Consider the following 254-nt stretch of genomic DNA (forward strand, 5'->3'; position numbering starts at 1 on the left):
CTCCCCCAAGATCGGCATGAAGGGGGGCTTACCTGTGCTGGTATCGGCTCTGGAGAGGGCCAACGAGATCAAGCATCCGGTGGCCACCGAGCGCCACATCGAGTAGCTCGATGCCCTGCTGGCCACGGCCAGCCTGCGTCCCGACGTGGTGATCGCATTGCAGCCCATCAGTCAGAAGCCCAGGGCCACCGAGCTGGCCATGGCCACCTGCATCGCCCGTAATTGGCGGCTCTCCATCCAGACCCATAAATATC

General features: G+C 63.0%; 1 pseudogene. It reads left to right on the plus strand.

Annotated elements, in window-relative coordinates:
* A pseudogene (locus tag B4920_RS31165) lies at positions 1-254 on the plus strand (7-carboxy-7-deazaguanine synthase QueE); the annotation flags it as partial.

Origin of the sequence: Zoogloea sp. LCSB751 (assembly GCF_002028455.1) — a bacterium.
Classification (GTDB): domain Bacteria; phylum Pseudomonadota; class Gammaproteobacteria; order Burkholderiales; family Rhodocyclaceae; genus Zoogloea.